The organism is Paenibacillus sp. RC84 (assembly GCF_041260495.1).
Classification (GTDB): domain Bacteria; phylum Bacillota; class Bacilli; order Paenibacillales; family NBRC-103111; genus Paenibacillus_F.
The window spans coordinates 271581-293463 of record NZ_JBGBYL010000011.1 but is presented as its reverse complement, the minus strand read 5'-3'; the positions used below and the strand labels follow the sequence as shown (position 1 = coordinate 293463).

Sequence of the window (21883 nt, the reverse complement as noted above, 5' to 3'; positions counted from 1 at the left end):
TTATGTCAATCGATTCAGTTTTTAAGGAAATCGGTGTTAACTGTCCTTATAAAGCTGCACGTCACTTAGGAATAAGAATCAGCGGACCGGAGGATATGGGCTGTGTAGTCGGAGCGTACATAGAGACTTTGCCGGGTATGTATCACATCATGCTTAACGCTAAGGTGGATTTAGAAACGCAGGAGCGGGCATGTTATGAATTGGTCAAACGCCATATCTCCCATAAGGGAATTTCAGTCGCCTTGAATGAAGACGAATTAAACACGACAATAAAGATCAGGCATCGCTCAATTTTCAAACTTTTTCGTCCAGCAGAAGATCAAGCATAATTCTCTTGACATGAAAGTTAAATTTGGTATAATTTAACTAATCCGAAAGCATCGGTACAAAAAAGCCAGGGGAAACCTCCCTGGCTTTTTTCTTTCCCTTTAACTCCCACTAAAATGCGATCACCCCAACTGTTACACTATGATGGGGTGATTTTTTTATGTTTGTATCTCCAATGTTATTACAGTACAGCAAAGACAACATGCCCTTTAATAGTGCGAAGCATATCGCGGAGCTTAAGTTTGATGGCATCCGCCTGATCGTCTCTCGCACGGACGAAATCAGGTTATATACGCGACACAATAACGATGTGACCGCCAGGTTTCCTGAGTTAGTCCTTGACGCTCCTATTCCTCCAGGAACGATCTTAGACGGCGAGGTAATAGTTACAGACCAGGACGGAAAGCCGGATTTCGAAGGTATGCTTGCCCGGTTTCAGTCTAAACGTAACAAGACACCAGTAACGTTTGTTGCCTTCGATATCATCAAGCACCGCGGTATCGACGTGACTAGTCTGCCACTCATGAGGCGTAAAGAGTTGCTGGAACAGGCTTTTAAAGAATCGGATCACTACAAACGGGTACAGGTTGTTAGAGGATTGACGACAGAGTATTTTAAAATCGTCAAGCAGCACGGGTTAGAGGGTATCGTGATGAAAGAGAAAGATTCAAAGTACGAAGCAGATCGTCGATCATGGGCATGGCAAAAGGTCATCAACTGGACTCATGCCGAGGTTTATATATCGGGTTATCGTAAGAAGGACTTTGGTTGGTTAGCCTCTATCGAGACAACGGACGGACAAAAACGACCGGCAGGAATTATTGAATTGGGAGCTACTCCGACCCATAAGAAGGCTTTTAACGGTGTTCGGAACCGCTTGGAGTATAGAGAGGATAAGAACTTTGTGTACATGGAGCCCCTAATACGTGCCAAGGTAAAAACCCGCAATTGGACGAAAAACGGACTCCTGCGATCACCGGTCTTTGTTGATTTTATTGTTTAAGCATCAGCCTGAAGCTAACGTTTTTTATGTATTAACAGGTGATTTATCCTTACATGGATATATGCAGGTATAAGATGTTATATCCTAATATATTAATATATAACTGTGTATAGAATTTTACGACAAAACTGTGGTACACTGGTGTTAAATATATTGAACAGTTTTCTGAATACTTCTTTGAACTGTTTACTGAATACTTTTTTTCTTAGTACTAATGCCAAAGAAAGTACTTTGAAAAAAGTAAAAAAGAAACCATAGATGGTAGGACATCCATGGTTTCTTAGGCTCAACGAGTCATTTGGATTCAATAAAGATAAGGACTATTTCCTTCTGAGGGACGCGGTCCTTTTCTTTATGTCCAGACGTATTAACGAGCGACAACAATGCAATAAGCATTACTGCAAAGTTAATCGTAATCATCAACGAGTCTTTAACCTTCACCGTTCTCACCTCCTCCCGTTCGAGAAGGCTGACGGTTTGCCGCGAGCCGTAAGTAGATTATAACATGCTTGGCTATTTTTAGAATAGCTAACTTCTTATTATGTAATTATTTCTATAATATCCCCCATCTTAATCCATTCCCAGTCATCCTCATAATCCAAACGTACTTGCTTAAGATGTTGGTCAAACTTTGTAATGACCCCTGTTTTTTCGATATCCGTAAACGGGTCGAATAGAATCAAAGTGATCTGCTGCTGCTCCGTATAGGAGTATGCCATAGCTCGTGTGATAAGCTCCCACTCTTGCTCGTCTAAAACTGGTTTAGTCCGCCTGTTTAAATCTCTCAGCTGCCTTCGAATCGCTTCCTTGTGTTCCGGTAGGATCATTCTGCTGGATTCATACAGTCCGTTCCCTTCTAACTTCTTCCCCACGCTGTCTGCCTCCTTAGTCCAAATAAGGGCTTATGTATGATTTCGTTTCTTCTTTCTTCTCTCTTGGCCATGCTTCAATGATTTTTACTTCTGAAAGCTTGTCACCCATGATATAACCCTTTTCACGGAGTCCGCTTAAAGCTTGCTTCAGCTTCTCCTGATTGCTCCCGGACATGGTTTCCAACTCTGTCAGATCAGGCATCCTTCCGTGGTTATTTGCGAAATTGTAGAGGATGCGCAATACCCTTCGTTCGATATCAGGTAACATTATTTCCCCTCCCATTAACAAGAACACTTGTTCTTAATTATAATCCCTTTTGGGCCAGAGTAAACAAAAAAATCCCCGCCATTTTCAGGCAGGGACCCATTATGTATTACTTTTGAAAGAGTTCTTCCGGTGCTTCTGGGTTATGACAAATGAATGTACATCCTGTATCAGTGGATCTTCTAGCCGTAAATTTTAAGAAGGAATTGAATTTATTCGCTATTGCTTTGAACAATTGACTTCCCTCCTTTCTTAGAATTTGTAGCGATTCATGTACTTCCATATATAAGGTATAGTAGTTATTGATTGAATGAAGCATGTCAAGGTATAAACAGAGGATTGGAAAATAAGGTTTGTTAGAACAATAGCAACTGCGGCTGTCTTAAGTAGATAGTTATACTTTACTGGAATACGTCTTCTGTTCGTATTACTTGGTGCTGTATAAAGAAAAATTAGGCTGGCACATACAGTCATGATAGCACCAATGTAATAAAATGGTATAGGTACATAAATGGAAATTAACAATATCAAGATGGACAAAACGTTACAAGTAAGCGGCTTTTTAAAATGTAATCCACCGCTTAGATATCGCAAGATCATGAATAATGTGCAAGATAACAAGGCACTGAAAAAATCGGCAGTAATGAGAGATATTATAAATAGCGGCAAAATAACCGCCACTGTTTCAAAAGTGATTTGTACACCATATCTAATTACAGATGATGGCGCAGGGTCATCGGCATGCGTCTCAATGAAATGCACGATTTTGTCCGTCACATTCAAGCTGTTTCCTCCTTCATCTGCGAAACCGATCTTTTAAAACCTTCTTATTTTCAAAATACGCATATATTATGCTGCTTGAAAACACAATCAGTATCAGGATAAGCAACCAAGTATGATAAGACGAGCTTTCATATACGAGGAATATATGAGCCAAGAGTGTGCCAGTGATCAGTAAAATTGCCCACAAAAAGTTATTCAGTTTCAGAATATTCTTTGTGCTAGAGAATCTCCTTACCACGAAAGAGAAACCGAGGTTTGATTTATGTAAGACCAACGCTATTAACAAGCATATGAAACCATATGTAAGATTCAGCACAACATTTACGATGAAGTCATATTTCATTTCATTGATTGTAGCAAGATTCAAACCAAGCATTGAATACGATATTGTCGAATCGACTATAGTTGATGATGCAAAACCAGTAAGACTTATTAACAGACAGTAAAGAATGGGATATCGCCGCGTGACCAGTAAAACCACAGCAAAAGCAACAATCAGGTAAACAAAGTATAATGGAGACTGAAGGATATTTTTTATATAGAAACCTACCAGACCAAGTATAAAACCCGTTAAGGCTATGCTTTGATGGTTTTTCTTGATGGGGATTCTAAAAATCTTATATGTAAGAATCACAAAAGAAGATAAGGCCATAATTTTAATCATCAGAAGAACTAGATTTCCAATGAACGGATTCATTTGCTCGTTCCCTCGCTTTTACAAACATGTCTTTTTTCTTTATATTCTATGATGTCTGATTCAAGCCAAATCGGTCTTTTCCCAATGTGCGTTATAGGTTCTGGAAACCCTTTAGTTTTTCTTTTGTTAGACATGTTTTCTCGTTTTATGCCCAACAGTTCCGCAACTTCTTTTACCCCACATAACGGAGGTATTTTCGGCCTTTTATTCGCCATCTGCACCACCCGCACCAAATATTATGATATCCAAATTATATTACATTGTAATATAATATTCCAATGTTTTTTGTATTACAATGTATTAATTTTCGATAAAGAAAGGAACTGCAATGAATGCCATCTTCCATTTTATAGCTCTGTACACCTGCTTGCTCATCCCGATAAGTGGATACTTTAAACGAAAGAAGTTGAAGCACGTCAACGAGGACAAGGCAAAAGAGAAGGCTTACCTTTTGTTACATGCCGTCTATTGGATAGCTGCACTCCCTATTATCCTAATTGATCCGTCTGTCTTTTGGGTAAGGCACTCGTTAGAGTTAAGCTGGCTGTGGCATACTCTATTCGTCGCGGCGCTTGTATATTTGCTCGTTTTCAATGTGCTTCCCCTTATTTTGATAAGGTACAATGCTGAATTGAAGGAAGAGGCACAACTAGGCTATCTAAAAAGGCAGCACACCCTTCCTACTACTAACCGGCAGCATCACTTGTTTGTATGGGTCTCAATCACGGTTGGAATAACCGAAGAGGTCTTGTATCGGGGATTTTTGTACAATTACGGGATTGAGCTATGGGGCTTATCTGGAATTGCAAGCGCGATTTTAGTGAGTGCCGTATTTGGACTCGCTCACTTTACACAGGGACCTTCCGGCATTATCTCATCATTTATATTCGGTGTGGTCATGTCCTGGCTGTACTTTATAACAGGCAGTCTGCTGCTTCCGATCCTGTTGCACATACTGTACGATTTAAAAATTATTGCCGTTCAGCGGGCATTAAAAGAGCCCATAACCACGAATGGTCCGGGCTCTGTCTGAATATAATATTGTGCGGTAGTTCCTTAGTCGGTGCCCTTGTGGCCCGGCTTTTTCTTTGTATCTGGATATTGCAGCATTTCAATATCAAGGCAAATTTCGTGTTGCCAATCAATGTCGTTGGTCATGGATGCCAACAATGAACAATTCTCTAGGTAGGCATTTCTAAAGCAAAGTCGAACATTTACGCTTAAGCATTGGTTCATCTCTGTAAGCTCCAGTTCTGTAAGTGGCCGTTTTAAATTGACCTGCCACAACTCCGCTAGGCGTTGGTGAACCGGGTGGATCATGCCCATAGCAGCCACCATCCTTCTGCGACCAGAACGCCCAGAATAAGCACAAACCAATGCCCGAAGTTCTCTCCTGAACCAGGCCCTTTCCTGTCCTCTCTGGAAGCCCTAATGCTGCTTATACGGCCGCCGCTGTACTGGATGCGATACACTGTTTCCTTCACTGAAACCATCTCCTTTGCCTTGATGGTTCAGTGTATGCATTCTTTACCGATATGATGAACGGTTTAGCGATAATTTAACGCGTCCATATTTCTTCAATTAACCACCGTTTCTCGATGCCTCTATCCGCAGCCCATTGATTTAACGTGTCCATGATATCGTAAGCAGTTTGTAATCCCGGCAATGATTGGTTATTTGCCAAGTCAGATATAGTGTTTCTCCTAACTCCAACAGCCTCCGCGAGATCCCCCATCGTAGGTCGATCCGGGTTTAACTGGGCTAGTATGGATTTGATATGACATATCACGTACAAGCACCTCCATGACCATTCTATTCGGCATGGGGGCTTGTCGATTCCTTCGTTGAATTATAAGAGGTTTTGGCGTAAGTTAATATATATTCACCTATCTACTCAGAAATGGGGAACACACGTGATCACAGAATTTGGATATAAAAATCTAGACTATTTACCCTATGTTCACATTAAGGGTGGACGCACAAGCGGAGACTACGATGCTGAAATTGTGCTTCCAAACTCAGGAAATGAAATGCGTATAAAAATAGCCCAGATAAGAGGTGTGAAAAAAGATCCATTAAAGACAATTAGATTGGAAGTATATGAAATCCTTAATTTAAACCAGGAACTTCTTTTAACAAATGGTTATGTAAATGAGCGCTGTGAAGCTCCCGATCAAGTTCCAGACAAATGGAGACAAGTACTCCTTGAAGAATATCTTACTCGCACCAAAAAATAACTCCCTAAACTCCGCGCGTAGTGGAGTTTTTTGTTTGTTTGCTTTTCCAACTGTGCTTACACTCTCGGCATTGTTGTACTTTAGGGACGAACGCTCCGATAAATGGAGAAGCAATTATCAATAGGATTGTGATAATCAAGAGGAGCCAAATTTGCCAACAAGCAGTTATTGGCGTTTTTTTATTTTCATCTCAGTTCGTCTCATTAATAAGCAAGTTAAATTTTCAATGTTCATTTCATACTTACATAAAAAACAGTATTTTAACGTTTTATTAATATATGGAAATAATCCTTTGGTCCTATTTACTCCAATATATTACATTATATAATTAAAATATTCCAAAAAAAGAAAGAGGTAAAAAAATGAAATTTTTCAAATCTGTTTCTGCATTTGCTTTAACTACTGCATTAATGGTATCATTATCCACAGCAGCACTTGCACAAAGCCCAGAGATTACCAAAGAATCCAATATTCAATTTCAATCTAGTTCTTTTACCAAGCCCACAAAAATAAGCGATTCTGAAAAGCAACAACTTCTTTTGAATAGTGTTCCCGCTGTTCCTTATGAAGCAAAAGCAACTGAATCAAGTGTCAGCATTCAAGCCAATGTTAATATTTCCTACCAATTTAGTAATTTAGCGCAAGATGAAACTATTGATACTATTAATGCCTTCACTATTACATCAACAAAAACTGTACCATTAACTCTAGTGCAATATACCGGGTTTTTAGGAACTACTGATGTTGGTTACGCACTTATTGATCAATATGGTAGATTTGTGGGACAGATTCAAAGAGTCAAAGGCGATTATAAAGGTACCAACATAACAATTGGTTTTCCAGATACCCCTCCAGGTACTTACAATATTAGAATCATAAATTATGGAAGCAACGGTCTTGATGGTAACGGGTATACACGGAATTAATAATATTCAGAAAGGATGTAGTTAATAATGAAGAGAGGTACTAAAGTCGTTATTCTTGCATCCCTTACAATGTCGCTAATTGGAGCTGCTACAATCTCTACGAATAGCTTTGCTTTAAATGAGACCGTTACCGCCCCCAGAAAAATGTCTAAAGAAGAGATTAATGCAACGAAGCAATTAACAGGAGTCATTAATAATGAGTTTGGTAAATTTGTAAAAGTTTCTTCCCCTAAAGATCTACCTGATGCTGAAACAGCGAATAGTGTGGAAAATGTAAATGCAAAGACCAAACAAATTATTGATCCTGAATATGGAATCTTTTTAAAAGAATAATTCATTTACAAAACCACCTAATTCTAGGTGGTTTTGTTTTATTTATAAAATACTATTCCTTTTCTTGTCCGGAAGCGATACGAAGTTCATTTGCCAGCCAGTGAATGTAATCCTTGGCTTTCTCGTCCCTAGCTCTATCCGCATCTTGCCATGCTGGTTTAATCCACGTATTAATGATTGTGTTTGCCACACCTTTATCAAGCATAACCTCGTCCCCCTTCAAATCTCTCCGAAATTTGTCCATGCTTATTACAGGGCAAGCTTTCCAATTATATCCCGGATATTCTGAATGGCCTTTTACCTCTGTTGCACTTGGAATCTTATTCTGAAGCATCCTGACCAATTCGATGGCTGCTGCATATTGCTCTGGTGCTGGCTGCTGGGTCCGAAAATCTCCAACTAAACATATTCCTAGAGCTCTCCGGTTGCTATCTCCAACATGATAGGAGATAACATCCCAATCCCAGCACCAGTTAACCATTCCGTCTCGATCAATAACGTAGGTATATCCGATTCCCGGCCAATCATTTGTCCCGACATGATAATTTGCAAAAGCCGTAGCGCTCCCCGATGTCGTCAAGGAATGGTGTATGGCAATGGAGCGAATGTCGCTCAAGCTACGTTTTGCATATTTTTTACTTGAATGAATCGGTAGCTTTCCACGCAAATCATTCAGCTTCATGCCTCGTCCACGCCCTTCTTGGCTTGCTTGACCAATTGATACCCATACACGGCCACAGCGCCGCACAAGATGCCTTGTAAGACTGTCTCAGGGGCAAACCCTTTAATCCAAACGGTGAAGCTAACAGCAATCAAGGACACCACATAAACGATGGCCCAGTTAGGAAACCGCGGCGTATTTTTGAGGACAAACCCCAGAATCCAACAAGCAGCCAAAACGGTAAGAAAGCTCGAATCAATCAGGTTAATAACAGTATCCCAAGTCATGAACATTTCCCCTCTCATTATTTAGGCAAATTAAAACCGCCACGGATGAGGTATCCCATAATTGCAAGGATAATCGCACCTATGACGGTCGTTGCTAACCAAGTCGTTAATTTATCAATTTTATCAAGCCGGGTATGTGCATATCTGGCATTGTCCAGAGCGGCCTTCGCTACTTCTTCCACCTCGTCGATTTTTCTCCATGCGGAATCTTCGACTTCATCAATCTTTCGGGACACGTCCTTTAGCCCGTCTACCTTGGTTGATAGTTCGCGGATATCAAGCCGGACATTCGTCATTGTTTCCTGTATATCTTTCATTTCCACCCATACTCACTCCCCCACGGTGCTCTATACAGCCGCGATATCTCCACCGATTGCATACCACCACCACGTAGTCGTGGACGAATAGTAAGCGCCTGTTACTGTAAACGTCCCGGGTCCGACAGTTGATATTTTAGTGTCGTAATTCGGTATGTTGTAAATTCCGTTTAAATTAAATGTAGGGCAATAAATCAGGGCATACTGTATGTTCGATATATAGGTGTACGCAAGAATAATTGTAGGCGTAAAACTTAGCCCTGATATTGTGAACGAACTTGCATTCACCCATAGACTTCCTTTCGAAGCCTTCGCCCCAGCCGTACCTACAACATTAAAGATACTTTTCCCTTGCATAATATTTTGTGCCAGCAAGTTGGGATCGCCCTTAACAACTCCATTTGGGTAGTATCCAGGAGCAATGACCTGATCGGTCGTACCCGGTAAAAATGTTGGAGTTCCGCGATTGGGCATTGTACCAGTAGCCCCTACTATCCCGTTCGCGCTGAATGTTTTGCCAGCTAATACATCTGCAGCCGTTGCGTTTCCTGTTGCTTGCTGGATCTGCCGGATCTTATCGGCTAGTTGCTGAAAGGTATCGCTGCCTGCTGCACTTACTCCTTTGTCGGTAATGGCGGCAGCGACTTTGCCTTTTCCACTAACGACACCTTGAAAAAGCTCGTTCATACCATCCCGCACATTCGTTGATGCAAAATTAGGACTGGTTAACTTAACCTTGTCCGCTGTTAAGTCAACCCGTTTGATCAAGTCGAGCAGTTCGTCGTATTCATGTGATACGGCTCGACCGCAATGATCATCGCAATACCTGTCATCTGTTATGTCATTCGTGAGGACTTTGGTTACACCAGGACCCACATAAACCGTTGCAAGACTCAGTTCCCAGAATTGATCATTCTGTTCAAGTTGAGGTGGATTCGGATTAGCCTGTGCTGTACCTGCCTTAAGAGTTGCGATGATCCGTCGCTTATCAATGGTATCGAGCCGAAGAACAATCCGATGAATCCGCGGGTAGTTCGGATCCGCCGGTGGAAGGTCGATCTCCTTGTACCCTTCATTCTTATACCAGTAGCCTTTGATCCACGCTTGACCGCCACTTACTCGGATTGCAAGCCTCTGCGGGTCCGTCTCCACCACTTTAAGTTCTTGGTCTACACTAGGGAAAATTCCGTTCGTAAAGAAGCGTTCAAAGACTTCTGCAAACTCGTTCTGGTTATATTCCCGTATATCTCCTTCCGAACTGCCAAAGAAACGATACTCTTCTGCCATTAGCGCCTCACCTCAACTTCCAAATTCTTTCGGTCAGCCTTTAGGACGCTGATTAAGTCCGGCCACTCCTTACCAATGATGAGTTTAAACGAATCGCCCTGATCCGGCGTCACCTCTTCTACAACTTCAATGATTCGGGATTCCGTGCTACCGATGCCGGGATAGTTAGCGTGAATGATATCTCCAATATCAAAATCGACCATGTATTTAAAAGGACCGTTTGGCAGGTGTTCGATCTCCATAACCAACTCTTCCTTGGACTCGTTAAGTCGTTCGGTCCCCCGCTGTAAAAGCTGCTCGGCTGTCTGTAAATCCCTCGCGTCAATAAATACCTCTCGCCTAGCAAACCCAGTTAAAGCAGGGTCTGAGATGTTTATAATTAGCCTCTCCTGCGCTTCTCCTTGTCCTGCAACTATAGCCGTGTTTTTGGCGTCCATTCGGTTCAGGCGAAATCCTAGAAGCTTCACGTTATCGAATTCAGGTGAGAAGATAACCGGGGAGTGCTCGGTCTGATTCGGGGTTAAATCATGCCCCTCTAGGACATCGAAAACAAACCTTTGATTTGCTAAATCTATGGTTGTTTCATAACCAAGACCCGAACCAAGAGATAAATCTTCAAGGAGTTGCGCTATCGTCTGAAACCTAGCGCGGACCTGCACCTTCTTTCCGCGGGCTAACCCATTTCCCAAATGCAAGAAAGGGATTGTCCGAGTTGCATCTACTGGGTTAATGCAATTGATATTTACATAATGGCGCATCACATCCTCAGCAGCCGCATTCTGCTCATCATACCCGTTGCCAGAAGAGACATTATGCAAAGCAATCCGATCATAAAAAACTCCGTCCAGGCTGTATCCCTTAACGGTCCAGTTTTCAGATATTTTCCCTTCTTGTGTCAACCCGATTTCCTTATGTCCAATCCTTCCCGTACGCCATTTGCCGCCACGTTTAACCGCAATGAAATGATCCGGCATAAGAAGTTCAACGTGTTTCTTATAGCGGTTAATATGCAGTTCCCATGAGTGAGGTTTCCTCCACCGCCGAGTCCATTGCAGGTATTCATAGTCATCTATTTGAGCTAGATAATTCATGTCGGAATCAAAAACTAAAATCGGGTACACAGCTACACCCCCAAATATCGGTGAAAGAATTCAAGCGTGACAGCCGCGTTCTCAGCTTCCTCCGTAGAAGCATAGCTAATTTCGTTTACTCCCGGAATGAGCTGCCAAAATTGTGATTCGGGGGAAACCCAGTGGAATGCATTTGACCGGTTTCCGTTTGCCTGAATACGCACGACTGACTTCTGCCCGAACGCTGTATTAATCTCCAAACGCTCACCTTCGGGAATGTCTTGCTTGATGATGATCTTTTTCCCTATCGTTCGATTTTCAAGAACCGGGTTGCGGAGTGGGCCCGCAAAGGTAATGAAAACCGGCGTGTCCAAATCACCCTTGTTTTGGATCTTAAGAAATTGTCCCACCCGTCCAAAATTGATCGGGAATCGGAACGGGAAGTTAAAGCCGCCAACAAAAGAAGCCAGCTTGATTCTCTCCTTTTTGGGATCGTACCAAGCTGGATCGGGACAGACAAAGTTAATAAGAAACCGCTGATAGATTCCTTTTTGTTGCCGATCAGGAAAAACCGGAGACTGGTCGGCAATAGCCTTGATGTCCAGAGTGCCAGCTTCATTCTCATGTCTAAGGATTCCTGTCCCCAATTTCGGGTTCAGGATCTGAATAAGTTTCCTACGCCGCTCCGCGACATCTTCCTTTGGAACGATAGCCGCCTCTATGGTAATTTCACGATGTTCAAGAGTGGTACCTATAAACGTTGCCCCATCTTGGAAAGGTGACTTTAGCATTTGAATATTGGACTGTACTGCCCCAGTGCCTTCCAGCTTGGTTATCATGTATGGCGTGGAGTTTCCAAGGAGGATGCTGTCGCCTGCTGCATTCGTGAATATAATACGCCTCAAGCTACCCCCTCCACTCCATGGCAAGTTGTCTGCTGGCAAGTCTGTTTTGTCTTGCTGTCTCCGCTGGGTTTAGCGGTTTCGGGCTGTTAATCGTAATGTTTTGCGTAAAATTGCCGCCTCCACCTTGAGAGCCAACGGCACCAAAAGCAGGAGCGACCTGCGGATAACCTGCAGCAGCAAAACTCGGCAATGTGGTGCGGTTAAATTGAGGGATCGCGGCGGCTGCAATTTGCCTAGCGCTATTGGTTATTCGTCCGATTTCCTGCGCCATACCGATTGCAAACCCTTGTGTCGTGTACTGGCCGTATTCTGTCGTCACGCGTGAGGGTGAATTGATGCCAAGCATCCCTGTTATACCGCTCTTTACGCTGTTGACCATATCGGAAATAGAGTTGCGCAAATCGTTCATCTTGGATTTGATTCCGTTGATCATGCCATTAATAATGTCTTTGCCCCATTGGAGTGCTTGGTTGGGTAGATCCTTGATAAAGTCAATCGCCGCTTGCATACCTTCAACTACGGCTGTTTTAACGTTCCCTATTACGCTGCTGATGCCGTCCCGAAGGGAGTTAAACATGTCGATTCCATATTGCTTCAACTTGCCAGGCAACTCGGAAAAGAACTGAAGCATTGCATTCCACTCGTTTCGGATCCAATCGACCGTTTTCTTAACAATGGAACTAACAGTCTCGTAAAAGGTATTCCACGCTGTTGAAGCCGCATTATATATTGCGTCCCAAGCGGTTTTAAGGAAGTTGGTTACGGCAGTAATGACCGTAGTAACAACCGTTTTTATTTCGTTGAAGACTGTTTTGACATAGCCGCCTATCGCTTGGAGTGACCCTGAGAACACAAGCTTTATTGCCTCCCAGATCCGACCAAAAGCATCCTTCAGATTGTTCCAAATCTGTTCAGCATGGCTGCTCATATCTTCGAAATTCCCGGTCACGAGGTCTAAAATTAGCAAGATCGCTCCAAGGAAGATGTTCTTGATAATGTCCCAAACCGCCGTAAAATACATTTTGATTCCCTCAAAGATTTTTGATAAGCCCTCTTTCATGTTGTTGAATAAGGTCATAGCCCGGTCTACAAAGAAGTTTACAATTGCCATAACAGCACTAGACAAGGCATTCCAGACGGCTTCGGCTACGGACTTGATCCCGTTCCATGTGGCCGTTAGGAAGTCTCTTAACCCGTTCCAAAGGTTCATGAAGAAAGTTTTTATTCCATTCCAGATTTCTTGTGTGGTGTTCGTCATTGCCGCCCAGGTATCGCTGAAGAACTGCTTTAGCCCTTCCCAAACTGATATTGAGACGGACTTTATCCCTTCCCAGAGCCCAATAAAAAACTCCTTTATTGGCCCCCAATTTGTGATCACCAAGTAAGCCCCGGCAGCCAAAGCAGCCACAATCCCAACAATAATACCGATTGGCGCCGCCACTACAGACAGAGCAGCAAATCCGGCAGAGATCATTGGAATCATGCCGACAATCATTAGAATTGGACCAGCTATTAAAGCCAACGCTCCAGCAATAGCTGCGGACACAGCAATAACCGTTTGTGTGGTTGGTGAAAGTCCATTGAATGCGTCAGTTACTTTCCCCAAGCCTTCCGCCAAAGATTTAAGCATGGGAAGAAAGGCATTTCCGATTGAGATCATAGCCGTTTCAAATGACCCACTGAGCTGTTCAACGGCCCCCTTTAAGTTGTTCATCTTCTCAGCGGCAACTTGTTCAGACGTAACTTTCTTCATGGCGTCCGCCATCGCGTTAACGCCGTCAGCTCCCTCTTTATAAAGGATGTTGGCGGCACGGATAGCATCGGAGCCAAACATGACCTCAAGCGCATGAAGCCTTTGAGCATCGTTCAGTCCGGAAAGACTTGTCTTTAGCAATTCGGCTATCTCAGACATTGATTTAATGCTTCCTGTAGAATCGAAAAAAGCAGATTGCGTGAAGCTCAATTGCCTTTCCAACGCTTCCAACTCTTCGTCGCAATCCTTGTTCCATTTCTTGACGCCCATCATTTGTTGCACATATTTTCGCAGGGCATCACCAACGCCATCCACGGTATTAGACATGGGTTTCATGCCCTTTTCCCGTAAAAATTCGATTGCTTTGGTCGTGTCATAGGTGATCAACCCCAGCCGGTCAAATTCGTTAGTCTGGGCGCGCGTGCTTGGCTGTAGATTCATGATCATAGTTTTAAGAGATGTACCTGCGTCTGATCCTTTCAAGCCGTTCTGAGCGAAAACTGCGAGGGCATCCGAGGTATCCATGAAGCTTAATCCCGCTCCCGCCGCAACCGCTGATACTGCCGATAAACCAAATTTGAGTTCACCAACACTTGTAGCCGAAGCATTCGCTGCTCCGGCCAGTATATCTGCTGCATCCATGACTGAAAGGTTATCGTCTCTGAAAGCATTGAGCGCTGTTGATGCAATTTCAGCAGCGTCAGCCAGTTCCAATTCACCGGCGGTTGCAAGTGACAAAGCCCCGCTCAAACCGCCACTTAAGATTTGTTCAGTTGAGACACCGGCTTTTACGAGTTCTTCAATACCCTTGGCGGCTTCAGTCGCTGAATATTTCGTGTCCGCCCCCATTTGGATAGCAAGCTTTTGAAGTTCTCCGCCGAACTTCACAATCTCATCAGGAGCCATGACCGCTTTCACGTTACTCATCGCCTGTTCAAAATCTGCCGCTTTAGAGACAGCGCCGCCTAAACCTACCGCGATCCCCGCTCCAGCCGCTGTAATTCCCACACCGGCCTTTTTAATCACATCGAAGCTGTTGCCAATGGAGAGCTTTGCTTGGTCGAAAGACTCCTGATAATCTTTTCCCAGCTTTGCAACAAGAGAAGAATGCGACTTCAGTTCAGCGGAGGTTTGTTTCAGTTCCGTGTCCATCTTGTTCAGTTCAGCTTGAGCTTTGTTCAGCTTGACTTCAAGGTCCTGGGTAGCCTTAGCGTCTGTCCCTTTTGCTGCTGCTGACTTATCGTAGGCCGACTGCAGGGCATCCACTTTCTGCTTCTGGAGCTCCATTTGCTTTGTCAGGGAGTCAGCTTTAAGCTTTAAACCTTCCGTACTGTTGCCGAAATCTCCAAGCTTGGTAGCCGCAACTTGGAATTCACTCTGAACCACTTTGAGTTGCCGGTTTAAGCCAGACACTCCGTTTTGGAATCCCGTCCCGTCCAGCCCGACGCGGACAACTAGATTACCTACCTCTTCTTGTGCCATCACCTCACCCCCTACAGCACCTGATCAATGTAACCTAGCTGTTCTTTTGGTGAACTCTTATAAGCAAGCAGCTCAAAATAAAAAAGGATGTCCATGCGGTCGATCTCAGGCATGGTCCATCCTTGTTCAAAAAGAGAAATATACAGCTCATATATAAATTCAAGAGGATCGGCATCCTCAATTATACGTTTGGGTCCTGCAAAGGCTCCGTTGCTTTGTTAGTTTTGTTAATGACGCCGGATATGCTATTTGAAATAACCGGCACCAGTTCGGTAGACTCGACACCTGCGTAAAGCTCGTCTACCGTAAACTGGCCGCCGTAGAGATCAACAACAAACTGCACAAGCTCATCCAACGTCTCGGCGTCAAGGTCATTGATCTTGTTGGATTTCATGAGTTCCAGTGCCCGGCGGAGCATCAGACCGCTGATGAATGGTGCGACGAAAATCTTGTCGGCACCCTTGATTTTTAAAGTAAGTTGCATGTTATCTACTCCCATCAGGATAATTTGGCGTACAAACTGCGATACGTAAAGGTAAATGTGTCATTGACTGCAAGCGGCCCGACATTTAGAACAAAATAACGCCATGTCGACGAGCTAATCGTTAATGGATTGCCGTTCTTGGTCGCAGCAATGATATCTGACAATCGGAATATTGGTTTTGACAAAGCGAGTCCTGACCCAAGGCCTACCGTAATCGAAACGCCAGTCGGTTGAGTTGTTGCGTCGCATTGAATGGAATTAATTTTAGAAAAAGCCACATTGCTTGCAATCGTGTAATTGGCCCCGGCAGCTAGGCCAGTTTTTGCAGCAAACGTAACAATATCCTGAAGGAGCAATCCTTTGGCGTCATAACCCGTTATGGTCACAGTGCATGCCGCTATATCTACAGCCGCTGCGTTGGTGTTTTTAAGCGATACATTCAAGGTCCTTGGAATATCAGGCTGTGCGGTTGGAGTAAGAGCCGTTGATACAAGGGCCGTTTCCCCCAAGATGTTCGTCGTACCCGGAGCTATAGTCACCTTAAGAGTTTCCGTATTGGTGCCAAACCCCTTAATTGTTTTACGTTCCTCCGGCACACCGAAAATTTCCCCGAATGTCTTGAATTCAACCCCGTTGTCATAAGCGTATTGGCAGAATTGTTCTGTCGTAACTTTTATCTGATCGTCAAATTCATGTCCGTACACCACAACCCACGAGTGAGTGGCCAGAAGCCACCGGATATACTCATTTTCTGAGAAGGAATCAATTTTATCGAACAGAAACGACATTTGTGGACGGCCGCCGAACTGATCAATAAAAGGCTGCTTCGTAGATAAGGTTTCAGACACGAAAATATTCCGATACGCTCGAAACATGTCCCTGATTTTAAGATTCATCCTGCCATCGGTGTAATGCCGGGGGATGATCAAAAAATTGTATCCCGGCCCAAGTCCATGTGACTGAAGGTAATTGACGGAATAGGTCAGATCAAAATCTAACTCATCATCGGAGTATTCGGGAATTCGTTCTGTATGTGTGAATGTATGAGAAACCAGCTCGGCTCCCCGGTTGTACACCTCACGAAGCTGATTGAGCGACATGTACGTTGAGGTGTTTACATCGGTGTATCCGGCAATAACTCCGATACTCCCGCGATACCCATACTTACCAAGCATGCGCGGCATGTCCATTTGGCTCAACAATGCATCGTCAAGCTGATAACTAAAGGTGGGTTTCATGGCGACCGGCGTGCGTCTGATGTTGTCCAATCGGAAGCTTACTACCTTCCCAGGTGCCGGAGTAATTTTAATGGCTATGCGCTTGATTTGCTTTAATTCCGCTAACCCGCCGGTGCCAGAAATAGAATTATAAGAAGCCGGGGAAACCACAACGTTATGCCAGTGATTAGCCGTATACGTGCGGTTAACAATGCTTGTACCGTAAACTGGCGCAGTTGATGGATTCGCTTGCACGCACTGAAAATACATCGATGGAGAGAGCGAGTTGTATACGATATAGCGGATCTCTGCAAAATCCGACAGACTACCTTCTAGCTTGAGCCAAAAATCCAAGTTGAAGTGGTAAAAGTCGGTTGGGTGCGGTAAATCATAATTCAAAAGAACGGAGGTTCCCGCCGTGGATGTATACCTATGGCAATTTGCCCCGGTAATATAGTCACTGGTGACCAGTTCCCTTGTACCACCCGATACTGTCCAGCCGGTAAAGTCTTCGCAGTCGTTAATCACTTCAGGTGGAACGTTCAATTTCCGGTTCGTATACTTAACGCCATCGCTCTCACGGAATCGATATTCAAGGTGGTTAAAATTATCGATGTGAGTATCAACGGAGCTTCGGCTTACTTTGACAAAATTAATTGCTCTTTGGCTACCGGCAGTATTGCCTTGCATATTGCAATCCAGGTATCCGCCACGGATTACAATGCCGCTATTCCCGTTTACCTGATCGTCATTTGCAAAAAGAAACGCATCTGCATTCACTCCACTCGCGAGTTTTACAGTTGCGTTCCCAATCAATTCAACTTCCGTATTCGATTTAATCGCAATTCCTGCTGTAGAAGATTTGATATAAGTGCCGTTAAGCAAAACCACACGTCCACCGGCACCTTCATTCATGGCTTGCTGGATGGTTGTTTGATCGTTAGTCCCTGTGCAAACATAATCGGCGGTTAGCTTCAGCGGATTGGGGGAGTCAGTGGCAGCTACTACAATCGCTTCACGCTTGACCGGTCCGCTTCCACCTCCACCTCCTTTTGTTGGGGCTGGCCTAAACGATAACATACGAGACGCCCTCCCCTGCAATCGAGGCATCAAGGTAAAGCAGACTCGCGTTCGATACGGCAATATTTACGCTGTCCAGCGGCCCCAATTCAGCTCCAAACTTCGAACTGGATACATCAGCACCCCCAATGTAAATGAAGCCTGTATTGCCCCTTCTGGCGATAATCATGACTTCTCTGCACGGCACATTCGGAAACTTGATTCTGGTTCCAGGCGTGGAGACGTTGAGCAGTCCACTTTCTAAGGAATCGCTCCCCTTTATCTGGGTATAAGTTGCCCCACCAGATCCATGCAACGGTTCGAATTGCCCCGCTGCCGGATTGTAATACTGTGGTACCGGTAAAGCATCCTTATCACGGGCGAGTTGACTAGCATTAACTGCCATTGTATTCACCACCATTTTTTATTTTGTGAGAACGGTCTCCCTGTCAGATGCGGATTGTCTGGGATGGGGACAAGAAGACCGTTACGGGTTTGGGACCGTACCATGAGGATCGTAAACTTGGCTGAACCATGTATCACCGGCTGTAAATCCACTTACATCTTCATCACCCATGACTTGCCAGATATTGTCGTACTCACGCTTTACAAATTTCGCTTTTACCTTTGGCGTTTGGAACGATGGTTTGTCTTCCATCGTCTTAAATTCCTGTTCAGGCAGCTCGAATCGTCCTTTATAGAGCCAAACAAAGCGATAGTGGCCGTTTGTTTTTTTGGATTTAAAACCAATTGCCAGATAAGGTGCGGTATCATCTGCGTTTTTAATCAGTACTCCTTTGGACAGGGTGTGTCCAAGAACTTCGGCTTGGATCTCTAGCGGAAGGTCCTTGACTTCAAACTCCACTTCAATTTCTCCGAGCGCCGTTGCCGTTTCGGAGGGCCCGTCATCTGCATAAAGGGTTTCAGTATTCATTTTCGGTGATATCTTAGCCATAATCGAACCGGCAATCCTTTTCGGAGTCTCATAAACAGCCCCGCTATCGTCGTCCTTGGTCAATTTGGCAAAATGTAGGTTATTTAAGCCTACTTGTACTCCCGCCATCGTCAAACCTCCCTTGTCGTCGTGTATCTCATCGCCTTGTGATATATTTTTGTGTCAGCTTCGTATAGGTCTGCGGTTGAGGTTCGTTTAAATCCGATTTGCTTCATGGTGCGGTCCACCTCAGGAGCAATTTTTGATGTACTTCCCTTGCTCCATACATCGACTTGTACAAGGATTTCGCTCGCACTCTCCGTGTCGTCCGCATACTGACTGCCAAAGTTGCTCATTTCGAAAAATGTGATCCTGGGAAACTCATCTGCATTGGGAGCAACCAATTGATAGATCCGCTCGCCCCCCAGCAAAGCAGTAAGCGCAGCGTTATTCCTCAGCGCTTCGAGTATTTCGGGCTTTACGTCGATCATAAGCCAAGCCCACTCCTTACCACCCGCTTCATAGCCTCCAAGACACGTCCCTGTGATTCAGCCGCGGCAGGCCCCATAAAAGGATGGGCTGGCATCTTGGAGGTTCCGAATTCATGAAACTTTCCATAAAAAAACTCTGAGTTATCACCCAGAGTCGGCCCAACTTCTATGATTTTCATACCCTGCCGCCTTTTAACTTCACCCACAATAATATTGTAGGCCAAGTGGTCTTTACTTGCACTGCTTCGGGGTGCACGTTTGCTAGCCGCATCCTGGATAATCTCCGCACCCGAGAGTAGAGCTTCGTTTTCAATGGCGGAGGCTTTCCGGCCCATCAATTGCAGCCGGTTAAGGAGTTGATCCATACCATCTAACTGCATATCAGCCATTACCGGCTACCTCCTTGCACATCAAATGCAACTCTTTGTGACGCTCGAATGGGTCAATAGGCGGGGACTGAACCTCAAGTATACGCCCGTTATAAAGCACCCGCATATCAGCTGTGACGCCCTGACGATAGCGGATACGGACCTTTATCGTGCTCTCAGCATTTGCAGCAGCCGCAGCAAAATATTCCCGGCCTCTTAGCGGCTCAATTGCGGCAGAAACGGACGCAAAGTCTATCCAATTAACTAACGGAAGACCCTCGTCGTCGCTGCCTGTTTCCTTCTTTTGCAGGGTAATTCGATGCCTTAGAGCGCCAGAATTCATTTCTTCTCGTCCTTCTCAAGCTTTTCAAGAGCTTCGAGCGCGTTTTCCTTGCCCCGGACCTTCTCACCATTTGGCAGTTCGAAGTTGCCGCCGCCGACATGCTTTAGGCGGTCATCGCTAGGATCGCCTTTTATCTCGTCGCCGAGATGCCCAAGTGTTTGAAGCCGCTTGGCCCAAGCAGGGTCCTTCGTCTCGTATTCCGATTCAGCCGGATAGTATTCGTTCGTTTGATAGTCGATAAACTCTTCCAGCACAGAGTATTTCATGTTGCCACCTCACTTTAATTGTAAAATCAGGCTTTCCAGCGTGACGTTGAGCTTGTCGATCTTCATGGCCGGGTCCCTGTTCTCGAAATACAACGCGACATAAACCATGACCGCGAGTTTATACCGCGCTTGATTGGATTCAGGGATGCCGCCATTTAGCAAATATTCCTTTGCAGCCAACACCAAAAAAGCGAGAATGTCATCATCCTCACTGCCGTCGATACGGAGATATTTCTTCAGCTCATCCAGAGTAAGTTCCATATTTCATTAAGGCGTTGGTGCTGGAACGACCTTAGCGATGCGGAAAGCGGATTTCAGCAGGATTTGTTGGTCGAACCAAGCTGTTAAAACGAAGAGGTAATCGCCTGTTTTAACATCCTTGTCCGTCTCGTAAATTGGTTCCCCGTCATAGTTGAGCTGTGCCTTTCCAAAAGCACCAACGATCGGGTTAACTGCCGAATCAGAAAACTCAATTGGCTTTCCAAAGACACGCTCAGGTGCCGCCTCGTAAAAAGAACCGTTAGGGCCAGCTAGATCTTTGACCATCGAGATAAAATCGGTGTATCTCATGGTGATACTTGCAACTTCGCGATAATCTTCGTGAAGAGCAGCAAGAGCATTAATGATAGCATCATACATGGTTTTACCTGGGACCTGGGCAATTGCATTTTGTGTGGAATAGAAGCTCATGTGCTCCTCACCGGTTTTAGGAGTTACGGTGAAGGAAACCTTTTTTTCCTTAGCTGCAAGACCGGAACGTAGCGCATCCTCAACATAATTCACAAGGTCAAGGTCTGACCCGTGCATAACCGTATCAGAGATGGGGGCAAATACTTTAAATTTATGGCGTCCAAATGTTACTTTGTCACCGCTGAGTTTAAGCTCCTTTGCCATCATTTCATCCGTGATAAAGTCATCATCGTCAAGCGTAAAGGCGATCTTAGGAAGCTCCAGCCCTTTAATATTTGAAGTGCGGATAAGTTTGCGAAGTGGATTTTTGACAAGAGGTTCCGAGATGAGCTCATTTGTCATAGTTGTCGGCAAAAACTTATCTCCGCCTGTTGGATTGTTACCCGGGAGCGCTCGAAGAGCATTTTGTGCGTCTTGGGAGATGGGCCGCCCTTGGATCGTAGCCCGGATAAATTCCGCTTTAGCCGCAACAAGTTTTTCTTTATCATTTACCGCAAAGGCTGCCGGGTTATCGCGATTAAGCTTTGCTTGCTGTTCCTGCTCAGTCCGATCATGCTGCTCTTTCAGAAGGCTAAAACGTTCTTGCAGATCGTTTTTTTGGTTCTTCAGTTCGTTGATCTCAGTCATTGCAACTGCCGGATTAGCCAGCTTATCAAGCAACTGATTTTCAACCGCTTTGAGCTGATCACCAACCGTAGAGAGCTTTGCCTTAATATCATAGAGCGTGCCGCCACTGGCGAAGTTTTGAATGTCCAATTTCAGATAGAGCGTGCCGCCACTGGCGAAGTTTTGAATGTCCAATTTCAGACGGAATTGTTTTTTCATA

Annotated in this window: 29 protein-coding genes; 6 read left to right on the top strand and 23 right to left on the bottom strand. The window is 44.5% G+C overall.

Annotated features, from left to right (window positions below):
• Positions 1-2: 2 nt before the first annotated feature.
• Both ABH899_RS24620 and ABH899_RS24615 read left to right on the top strand, forming a co-directional pair.
• Positions 3-329, top strand: coding sequence for a hypothetical protein (locus ABH899_RS24620; protein ID WP_370001297.1), 327 nt, complete (start codon positions 3-5; stop codon positions 327-329).
• A gap of 158 nt (positions 330-487) precedes the next feature.
• The gene (locus ABH899_RS24615) at positions 488-1330 is read left to right on the top strand and encodes an ATP-dependent DNA ligase (RefSeq protein ID WP_370001296.1); all 843 of its coding nucleotides are present in this window, start codon (positions 488-490) and stop codon (positions 1328-1330) included.
• 539 nt (positions 1331-1869) lie between these two features.
• On the opposite strand, the gene ABH899_RS24610 is transcribed toward ABH899_RS24615, so the two are convergent.
• From ABH899_RS24610 to ABH899_RS24595, 4 genes are all read right to left on the bottom strand, one after another.
• On the bottom strand, positions 1870-2202 hold the full coding sequence (locus tag ABH899_RS24610) for a YolD-like family protein (RefSeq protein ID WP_370001295.1): 333 nt from the start codon (positions 2200-2202) through the stop codon (positions 1870-1872).
• A 13-nt stretch (positions 2203-2215) separates the two neighbouring features.
• Positions 2216-2470, bottom strand: a complete 255-nt coding sequence (locus ABH899_RS24605) for a hypothetical protein (RefSeq protein WP_370001294.1) — start codon at positions 2468-2470, stop codon at positions 2216-2218.
• A gap of 106 nt (positions 2471-2576) precedes the next feature.
• Entirely contained in the window at positions 2577-2750 is a 174-nt protein-coding gene (locus ABH899_RS24600; RefSeq protein ID WP_370001293.1) for a cyclic lactone autoinducer peptide, read from the bottom strand.
• Positions 2720-3244 (bottom strand): accessory gene regulator B family protein, encoded by a 525-nt coding sequence (locus ABH899_RS24595; protein ID WP_370001316.1) that lies wholly within the window; start codon positions 3242-3244, stop codon positions 2720-2722. Before ABH899_RS24595 ends, ABH899_RS24600 begins: the two co-directional genes overlap by 31 nt.
• A 1031-nt stretch (positions 3245-4275) precedes the next feature.
• On the opposite strand from ABH899_RS24595, the gene ABH899_RS24590 reads away from it, so the two are divergent.
• Entirely contained in the window at positions 4276-4980 is a 705-nt protein-coding gene (locus ABH899_RS24590) for a CPBP family intramembrane glutamic endopeptidase (protein ID WP_370001292.1), read from the top strand.
• A gap of 23 nt (positions 4981-5003) precedes the next feature.
• Here the strand turns inward: ABH899_RS24590 and ABH899_RS24585 are convergent, their stop codons facing one another.
• Together ABH899_RS24585 and ABH899_RS24580 are read right to left on the bottom strand one after the other, a co-directional pair.
• Positions 5004-5273, bottom strand: a complete 270-nt coding sequence (locus tag ABH899_RS24585; RefSeq protein ID WP_370001291.1) for a DUF7667 family protein — start codon at positions 5271-5273, stop codon at positions 5004-5006.
• 232 nt (positions 5274-5505) lie between these two features.
• Positions 5506-5682 carry a helix-turn-helix transcriptional regulator gene (locus ABH899_RS24580; RefSeq protein WP_326055978.1) on the bottom strand — a complete coding sequence of 59 codons (177 nt, stop codon included), beginning with the start codon at positions 5680-5682 and terminating at the stop codon, positions 5506-5508.
• A 178-nt stretch (positions 5683-5860) separates the two neighbouring features.
• Here ABH899_RS24580 and ABH899_RS24575 point away from each other — a divergent pair, with 178 nt between their 5' ends.
• The 3 genes from ABH899_RS24575 (at position 5861) to ABH899_RS24565 (ending at position 7443) form a co-directional block, all read left to right on the top strand.
• Positions 5861-6184 carry a hypothetical protein gene (locus ABH899_RS24575; protein WP_370001289.1) on the top strand — a complete coding sequence of 108 codons (324 nt, stop codon included), beginning with the start codon at positions 5861-5863 and terminating at the stop codon, positions 6182-6184.
• A gap of 362 nt (positions 6185-6546) precedes the next feature.
• Positions 6547-7110 carry a hypothetical protein gene (locus tag ABH899_RS24570; RefSeq protein WP_370001287.1) on the top strand — a complete coding sequence of 188 codons (564 nt, stop codon included), beginning with the start codon at positions 6547-6549 and terminating at the stop codon, positions 7108-7110.
• Between the two features lie 27 nt (positions 7111-7137).
• Entirely contained in the window at positions 7138-7443 is a 306-nt protein-coding gene (locus tag ABH899_RS24565) for a hypothetical protein (RefSeq protein ID WP_370001285.1), read from the top strand.
• Between the two features lie 52 nt (positions 7444-7495).
• On the opposite strand, the gene ABH899_RS24560 is transcribed toward ABH899_RS24565, so the two are convergent.
• The 17 genes from ABH899_RS24560 to ABH899_RS24480 form a co-directional block, all read right to left on the bottom strand.
• On the bottom strand, positions 7496-8125 hold the full coding sequence (locus tag ABH899_RS24560) for a peptidoglycan recognition protein family protein (protein WP_370001283.1): 630 nt from the start codon (positions 8123-8125) through the stop codon (positions 7496-7498).
• On the bottom strand, positions 8122-8391 hold the full coding sequence (locus ABH899_RS24555; RefSeq protein WP_370001281.1) for a phage holin family protein: 270 nt from the start codon (positions 8389-8391) through the stop codon (positions 8122-8124). The genes ABH899_RS24560 and ABH899_RS24555 overlap by 4 nt, the downstream gene beginning before the upstream one ends.
• 17 nt (positions 8392-8408) lie before the next feature.
• A complete protein-coding gene (locus ABH899_RS24550) occupies positions 8409-8708 on the bottom strand; it encodes a hemolysin XhlA family protein (RefSeq protein ID WP_370001315.1) in 300 nt (99 codons plus the stop codon).
• 30 nt (positions 8709-8738) lie between these two features.
• Positions 8739-9995: a hypothetical protein gene (locus tag ABH899_RS24545; RefSeq protein ID WP_370001279.1), complete on the bottom strand. Its 1257-nt coding sequence runs from the start codon at positions 9993-9995 to the stop codon at positions 8739-8741.
• Positions 9995-11116 (bottom strand): siphovirus ReqiPepy6 Gp37-like family protein, encoded by a 1122-nt coding sequence (locus ABH899_RS24540; RefSeq protein WP_370001277.1) that lies wholly within the window; start codon positions 11114-11116, stop codon positions 9995-9997. Before ABH899_RS24540 ends, ABH899_RS24545 begins: the two co-directional genes overlap by 1 nt.
• Before the next feature lie 2 nt (positions 11117-11118).
• Complete coding sequence (locus ABH899_RS24535; RefSeq protein ID WP_370001276.1) at positions 11119-11970, bottom strand: phage tail family protein; 852 nt, start codon at positions 11968-11970, stop codon at positions 11119-11121.
• A 1-nt stretch (position 11971) separates the two neighbouring features.
• Positions 11972-15205 carry a phage tail tape measure protein gene (locus ABH899_RS24530; RefSeq protein WP_370001274.1) on the bottom strand — a complete coding sequence of 1078 codons (3234 nt, stop codon included), beginning with the start codon at positions 15203-15205 and terminating at the stop codon, positions 11972-11974.
• A 181-nt stretch (positions 15206-15386) separates the two neighbouring features.
• A complete protein-coding gene (gene gpG / locus ABH899_RS24525) occupies positions 15387-15689 on the bottom strand; it encodes a phage tail assembly chaperone G (protein WP_370001272.1) in 303 nt (100 codons plus the stop codon).
• A 14-nt stretch (positions 15690-15703) separates the two neighbouring features.
• Complete coding sequence (locus tag ABH899_RS24520) at positions 15704-17986, bottom strand: polysaccharide deacetylase family protein (RefSeq protein ID WP_370001270.1); 2283 nt, start codon at positions 17984-17986, stop codon at positions 15704-15706.
• Complete coding sequence (locus ABH899_RS24515) at positions 17973-18371, bottom strand: hypothetical protein (protein WP_370001268.1); 399 nt, start codon at positions 18369-18371, stop codon at positions 17973-17975. Before ABH899_RS24515 ends, ABH899_RS24520 begins: the two co-directional genes overlap by 14 nt.
• Before the next feature lie 81 nt (positions 18372-18452).
• Positions 18453-19028 (bottom strand): major tail protein, encoded by a 576-nt coding sequence (locus tag ABH899_RS24510; protein ID WP_370001266.1) that lies wholly within the window; start codon positions 19026-19028, stop codon positions 18453-18455.
• A gap of 2 nt (positions 19029-19030) precedes the next feature.
• Complete coding sequence (locus ABH899_RS24505) at positions 19031-19390, bottom strand: DUF3168 domain-containing protein (protein WP_370001264.1); 360 nt, start codon at positions 19388-19390, stop codon at positions 19031-19033.
• Complete coding sequence (locus tag ABH899_RS24500) at positions 19387-19779, bottom strand: HK97-gp10 family putative phage morphogenesis protein (protein WP_370001262.1); 393 nt, start codon at positions 19777-19779, stop codon at positions 19387-19389. The genes ABH899_RS24505 and ABH899_RS24500 overlap by 4 nt, the downstream gene beginning before the upstream one ends.
• Positions 19772-20101 carry a phage head closure protein gene (locus tag ABH899_RS24495; RefSeq protein WP_370001260.1) on the bottom strand — a complete coding sequence of 110 codons (330 nt, stop codon included), beginning with the start codon at positions 20099-20101 and terminating at the stop codon, positions 19772-19774. The genes ABH899_RS24500 and ABH899_RS24495 overlap by 8 nt, the downstream gene beginning before the upstream one ends.
• Entirely contained in the window at positions 20098-20367 is a 270-nt protein-coding gene (locus ABH899_RS24490) for a hypothetical protein (protein WP_370001258.1), read from the bottom strand. The genes ABH899_RS24495 and ABH899_RS24490 overlap by 4 nt, the downstream gene beginning before the upstream one ends.
• Before the next feature lie 9 nt (positions 20368-20376).
• On the bottom strand, positions 20377-20628 hold the full coding sequence (locus ABH899_RS24485) for a head-tail connector protein (protein ID WP_370001256.1): 252 nt from the start codon (positions 20626-20628) through the stop codon (positions 20377-20379).
• 6 nt (positions 20629-20634) lie between these two features.
• A complete protein-coding gene (locus ABH899_RS24480) occupies positions 20635-21882 on the bottom strand; it encodes a phage major capsid protein (protein WP_370001254.1) in 1248 nt (415 codons plus the stop codon).
• Position 21883: the final 1 nt, after the last annotated feature.

Coding starts and splice junctions, on each gene's coding strand:
- ABH899_RS24620 (WP_370001297.1), top strand. CDS start 3: ATGTCAATCGATTCAGTTTTTAAGGAAATCGGTGTTAACTGTCCTTAT.
- ABH899_RS24615 (WP_370001296.1), top strand. CDS start 488: ATGTTTGTATCTCCAATGTTATTACAGTACAGCAAAGACAACATGCCC.
- ABH899_RS24605 (WP_370001294.1), bottom strand. CDS start 2,470: ATGTTACCTGATATCGAACGAAGGGTATTGCGCATCCTCTACAATTTC.
- ABH899_RS24600 (WP_370001293.1), bottom strand. CDS start 2,750: ATGGAAGTACATGAATCGCTACAAATTCTAAGAAAGGAGGGAAGTCAA.
- ABH899_RS24590 (WP_370001292.1), top strand. CDS start 4,276: ATGAATGCCATCTTCCATTTTATAGCTCTGTACACCTGCTTGCTCATC.
- ABH899_RS24585 (WP_370001291.1), bottom strand. CDS start 5,273: ATGGGCATGATCCACCCGGTTCACCAACGCCTAGCGGAGTTGTGGCAG.
- ABH899_RS24580 (WP_326055978.1), bottom strand. CDS start 5,682: ATGGGGGATCTCGCGGAGGCTGTTGGAGTTAGGAGAAACACTATATCT.
- ABH899_RS24570 (WP_370001287.1), top strand. CDS start 6,547: ATGAAATTTTTCAAATCTGTTTCTGCATTTGCTTTAACTACTGCATTA.
- ABH899_RS24565 (WP_370001285.1), top strand. CDS start 7,138: ATGAAGAGAGGTACTAAAGTCGTTATTCTTGCATCCCTTACAATGTCG.
- ABH899_RS24560 (WP_370001283.1), bottom strand. CDS start 8,125: ATGAAGCTGAATGATTTGCGTGGAAAGCTACCGATTCATTCAAGTAAA.
- ABH899_RS24555 (WP_370001281.1), bottom strand. CDS start 8,391: ATGACTTGGGATACTGTTATTAACCTGATTGATTCGAGCTTTCTTACC.
- ABH899_RS24550 (WP_370001315.1), bottom strand. CDS start 8,708: ATGAAAGATATACAGGAAACAATGACGAATGTCCGGCTTGATATCCGC.
- ABH899_RS24545 (WP_370001279.1), bottom strand. CDS start 9,995: ATGGCAGAAGAGTATCGTTTCTTTGGCAGTTCGGAAGGAGATATACGG.
- ABH899_RS24530 (WP_370001274.1), bottom strand. CDS start 15,205: ATGGCACAAGAAGAGGTAGGTAATCTAGTTGTCCGCGTCGGGCTGGAC.
- gpG (WP_370001272.1), bottom strand. CDS start 15,689: ATGCAACTTACTTTAAAAATCAAGGGTGCCGACAAGATTTTCGTCGCA.
- ABH899_RS24520 (WP_370001270.1), bottom strand. CDS start 17,986: ATGTTATCGTTTAGGCCAGCCCCAACAAAAGGAGGTGGAGGTGGAAGC.
- ABH899_RS24515 (WP_370001268.1), bottom strand. CDS start 18,371: ATGGCAGTTAATGCTAGTCAACTCGCCCGTGATAAGGATGCTTTACCG.
- ABH899_RS24510 (WP_370001266.1), bottom strand. CDS start 19,028: ATGGCGGGAGTACAAGTAGGCTTAAATAACCTACATTTTGCCAAATTG.
- ABH899_RS24505 (WP_370001264.1), bottom strand. CDS start 19,390: ATGATCGACGTAAAGCCCGAAATACTCGAAGCGCTGAGGAATAACGCT.
- ABH899_RS24500 (WP_370001262.1), bottom strand. CDS start 19,779: ATGGCTGATATGCAGTTAGATGGTATGGATCAACTCCTTAACCGGCTG.
- ABH899_RS24495 (WP_370001260.1), bottom strand. CDS start 20,101: ATGAATTCTGGCGCTCTAAGGCATCGAATTACCCTGCAAAAGAAGGAA.
- ABH899_RS24490 (WP_370001258.1), bottom strand. CDS start 20,367: ATGAAATACTCTGTGCTGGAAGAGTTTATCGACTATCAAACGAACGAA.
- ABH899_RS24485 (WP_370001256.1), bottom strand. CDS start 20,628: ATGGAACTTACTCTGGATGAGCTGAAGAAATATCTCCGTATCGACGGC.
- ABH899_RS24480 (WP_370001254.1), bottom strand. CDS start 21,882: ATGAAAAAACAATTCCGTCTGAAATTGGACATTCAAAACTTCGCCAGT.